The organism is Vibrio sp. 10N.261.52.A1 (assembly GCF_002876325.1).
Classification (GTDB): Bacteria; Pseudomonadota; Gammaproteobacteria; order Enterobacterales; family Vibrionaceae; genus Vibrio; species Vibrio chagasii.
On sequence record NZ_MCYD01000916.1, the window covers coordinates 1 to 4297 of the forward strand.

Genomic DNA, 4297 nt, shown 5'->3' on the forward strand with positions numbered 1-4297 from the left:
AGTTAGTGATATCCAATTGTTCAAGGTAAGTTTACTTACAAAATAGTCAATTATTTAGAATGGCTTAGCCGACATGTCTTTGCCGTTGGCGTTTATTTAAATCGAGTTTTACGATTGCTCTCATGGAAATGATAATCAATATCACTTAAATTAATCCCAACAGTAAGTCATACCGACATTAAAAGGTTCAGTAATTATGCAAAATACTATGAATTGGTTAGCGAGAGACCCAGATCCAAGAACTCGTGAAGAGCTACAACACCTCATCGATGAGGGGATGCATAACGAATTGGAAGACCGCTTTACGCAGCGATTAGAATTTGGAACAGCGGGTCTTCGAGGCAAAGTAGGATGTGGCCCAAACAGAATGAACCGCCTAGTCATTCAAGAAACTGCGACTGGACTCGGTCACTATCTAATTGAACATGTGGCAAACGCAACCATGAGAGGTGTCGTTGTAGGCTATGATGGCCGATTAGATTCAAAGCAATTCGCTATTGATACCGCTTCGGTACTAACGGCTTTGGGCATCAAGGTTTATCTAACATCGAATGTGGCTGCGACCCCTATCGTTGCGTTTGGTATCGAGCATTTCAACGCAGCAGCGGCCGTTGTGGTAACTGCTAGCCACAACCCACCGGAATATAATGGCTTCAAGGTATACTGGGAAAATGGCGCACAAATTATACCGCCTCATGATGCTGGTATTGCCGCTGAAATTAACTCCGCAGCGACTAAGCCTATCCCTTTGATGAGCCTTAGTGATGCGGAAACACAAGGCAAGTTAGTGTGGCTCACCGAGGGTTACTATCAAACCTATCGCGCGGCGATCAACCAAAGCCCATTTGTAAAGAACGACATTGAATCGGCTAAAACCACTATCGCTTACACAGCAATGCATGGCGTCGGCGCGCAGATGGCAGAAGACCTCCTCCACGATTCAGGTTTCCACAAGGTGTTTAGCGTTGCAGAGCAAAGAGAGCCCGATGGCCACTTCCCAACGGTGAACTTCCCTAACCCAGAAGAAAAAGGGGCCATGGATCTCGTGATCAAGCTGGCGAAAAGTGTCGATGCTGATATCGCTTGCGCCAACGATCCAGATGCAGACCGATTTGCAGTTGCGGTTAAAACAAATGATGACTCATACAAAATGTTAACGGGTGACCAAGTAGGCGTACTATTCGCACATTACTTACTGTCAAAACCGCACACCAATAATCAATTGGTCGGCAACAGTATCGTATCGTCTACCCTGCTTGAGAAAGTCGCTAACTCTCACGGTGCTACCTACTTCCAAACGCTGACCGGGTTTAAATGGTTAGCTAACATTGGCATGCAGTTGGAAGATGAACAGAATGAATTCCTATTCGCCTATGAAGAGGCGCTAGGCTACACGATTGGAACTCAAGTCCGCGATAAAGATGGTTTGTCAGCCATTGTCGTTTTCGCACAACTGGTCGAGGAGCTAAAATCTCAAGGTCGAACAGTGTGGGATCTTCTGGCTCAGATTTCCTTTGAACATGGTGTTCATACCAATGCACAACGCAGCATCGCGCTGGACCCAGATTCACCTTCAATTGGCTCTAAACTTCGCGCAGCACAACCAAAAACAATCAATGGCATTGCGATATCTGTGATTGAAGATCTTCACTCTTCGCTACGCTTCATTACTGGTGGTGCAACAGAGGCGATAAACCTCCCTGCGAGCGACGTACTCATCTATCATCTCGAAGATGGTTCTCGCATTATAGTCCGCCCTTCAGGCACAGAACCAAAGGTCAAGGTTTACTACGAAACCGTGACTAAGTTTGAGGGGACAGAAACCTATGACGACACTCGTCAGCGAGGTGAAGAATATATGGATAAGCTCATCGAACAACACCAGAAAGAGCTGAACTCTTAACGGATTAGCGCATTAAGAATGCATCAGTTAAATTAAAAATGGACGCTCTAAGCGTCCATTTTTCTTTAAACATCTGGTTGTGGATAATCGCGTTTGATTGTTACTTATGAAGTGAAGAAAGAAGACAGCATCCAAACCGCTAACACAACAAATACGCCACCCATCACTTTTTGTTGATAGGTGCGAAATTTAGCGTTCTCTACCAGTGATTTACCGATAGTACCTACCAACGCCACCAGCAAAAAGTTGAACGTTAAGCCTAAAACATTCAGTAATAAGCCGAGCACCAACATCTGCTCGCCCGATGTAGCCTCAATATTTGTCGACACAAACTGAGGTAAAAACATCACAAAAAACACTAGAGCTTTAGGATTGAGCAGGTTACTGATCAACGCTCTTTGGTAGTAAGCCTTTGCGGCAAAATTATCAGTCAGTTCAGGTGCGTTGCCCTGCTCTGTTCGCAAGCAGTCCCAGCCCATTTTGAGCAAGTATGTACCACCTAATAAGTGGAGGGCATTCAAGGCAACAGGACTCATTGCAATCAACGCTGATACTCCCATCGCCGCTAAAACAGTAAGAATGATCCCTGAAGTCGCGTTACCTAAGCTCGCAAAAACACCAACCTTACGACCATAACTCATGCTTGAGCTAGCAATCAGCAACATATCAGGACCAGGTAAAAGAAGAAGAGCGACGACGGCAGTCAAGTAAACAGGCAGAATGGTTAAATCGATCATGAGGTTCAGCATTGATAAAAATGGAGGCGGATTTTATATCAATTACTGACGCCCTTCCAGATGCAATCAGTTGTACCAGGGCTGAAATTTCGAATTAAAAACCAACATCATAAAATTAGCCCAAATCATTAACTAAACCGATAACAACAGTTAACTCGCGACCCACTCTATCTCTATCAATGTTGTCTCACCACACTTAAGGCGGCCAAGGAAAATATCACCTTGGTGCACTTCTCCGACGCCTTTCGGGGTGCCCGTCATCACAACATCGCCATCCAGCAAAGTCGTGTAAGAAGAGAGCTCTTCGAGGATTGTTTGTGGGGAATATAGCATCTGCTCAACGTGCCCTTTCTGAACACGAACACAGTTAATAAACAGCTCTAGATTCAAGTCTTCGAGATCCAAATCTGTTATGGGTACAAAGCGGCTAAGAACGGCAGAACCGTCAAACGCTTTAGCGCGCTCCCAAGGCAAGCCTTTTGCTTTCAAGCTACTTTGCAACTCACGCTTAGTCAGGTCTAACCCTAAACCTACCGCTGAGTATTGACCGTTTTCAACGATGAAACAGATTTCGGCTTCATAGTGTAGGGCTTCTTGATGAAAATAAGAGAGAGAAGAAGTTACGCTAGTAGACGGCTTGTTGAACACCACCATAGCATCTGGGATCGCGTTGTTAAGCTCTTCGATATGATCGACATAGTTACGCCCAACACACAGCACTTTCGTCGGTGTCGCTGTTCGTTTCGAATTCATTAACTGTTCCTGATCTACAACGCTGCTCATAGTTTATCCCTGAACTATTTTTGGAATGCAGAGTTTACCTCATCCCAAAGAGAGAATCTTCGACAAGCTGGCTACTGATCTCTAAATTCTGATCTTTAGCTCAATTCGCTCATTGGGAAATGTTCATAAGAAATCGGGGCATCCCGAGGTGGTCATTCAAAACGAAAAAAGCCCTCTCCAACCAAAAGGTTTGAGAGGGCTTAGCATGGTGTCTAGGACAGTATCCTAAAAGGTAAACCTAAGGAGTAAACACTATGCTAAATCAGTCTGCGACTTATAGGTAGTAACGAGCACCAAGTAGCCATTGGTCGTCAGCTTTCTCTTTGTAAACGCCAGAACCTTGTAGGTCGAACTGGTAGCCAGCAAAGCCTACGAACTGCGATGTGAAGTTGTATTCAGCTTGTACAGCTGAAGTGCTGTATACAGTTTCGCTGTTCTTGTCGTCTTCTACCGCTTCGTAGTTAACGCTTAGGTTTAGGCTGTTAGAAAGCGCGTAAGATGCTAGTAATTCGATTGCTACTGTCTCTTCTAGCACAATGCTAGCAGAGCCTACTTTCGCAGAATTCATGTAGTTGTTCATTGCGTATACACCTGCAAGGTAAAGACCTTCAGCGCCGTATGAACCGTAAGTTGCACTTACTACGTGAGAATCAGCAGTTTGTGAACCACGAAGAGCGTAGTCAACGTCACCTGTGTTGTACGCGTAGTTTGCAGTAAAGCCAGCAATTGCGTAGTTCAATGCAACTTGACCACGGTTACCGTATGTAGTTGCACCATCAATCTTACGACCTTGCCACGCAACAGCTGCGCCAAGAGAACCAGCATTGCCGAAATCTAGAGCGTTTGAGTAGCTCACCATCTCTTCACCACGACC

3 protein-coding genes and 1 pseudogene are annotated in these 4297 nt (G+C 45.1%); 1 reads left to right on the forward strand and 3 read right to left on the reverse strand.

What is annotated here, in order from left to right; all coding sequences use genetic code 11:
* The first annotated feature begins 196 nt into the window (after nt 1-196).
* Nucleotides 197-1903, forward strand: a complete 1707-nt coding sequence (locus BCT81_RS19925; protein WP_102425560.1) for a phospho-sugar mutase — start codon at nt 197-199, stop codon at nt 1901-1903.
* A 104-nt stretch (nt 1904-2007) separates the two neighbouring features.
* Here BCT81_RS19925 and BCT81_RS19930 read toward each other — a convergent pair whose 3' ends face one another.
* From BCT81_RS19930 to BCT81_RS19940, 3 genes and pseudogenes are all read right to left on the reverse strand, one after another.
* Complete coding sequence (locus BCT81_RS19930) at nt 2008-2640, reverse strand: LysE family translocator (protein WP_061031342.1); 633 nt, start codon at nt 2638-2640, stop codon at nt 2008-2010.
* A 150-nt stretch (nt 2641-2790) separates the two neighbouring features.
* Nucleotides 2791-3423 carry a fumarylacetoacetate hydrolase family protein gene (locus tag BCT81_RS19935; protein ID WP_102425561.1) on the reverse strand — a complete coding sequence of 211 codons (633 nt, stop codon included), beginning with the start codon at nt 3421-3423 and terminating at the stop codon, nt 2791-2793.
* Nucleotides 3424-3697: 274 nt separating this feature from the next.
* Nucleotides 3698-4297: pseudogene (locus BCT81_RS19940) on the reverse strand (porin); the annotation flags it as partial.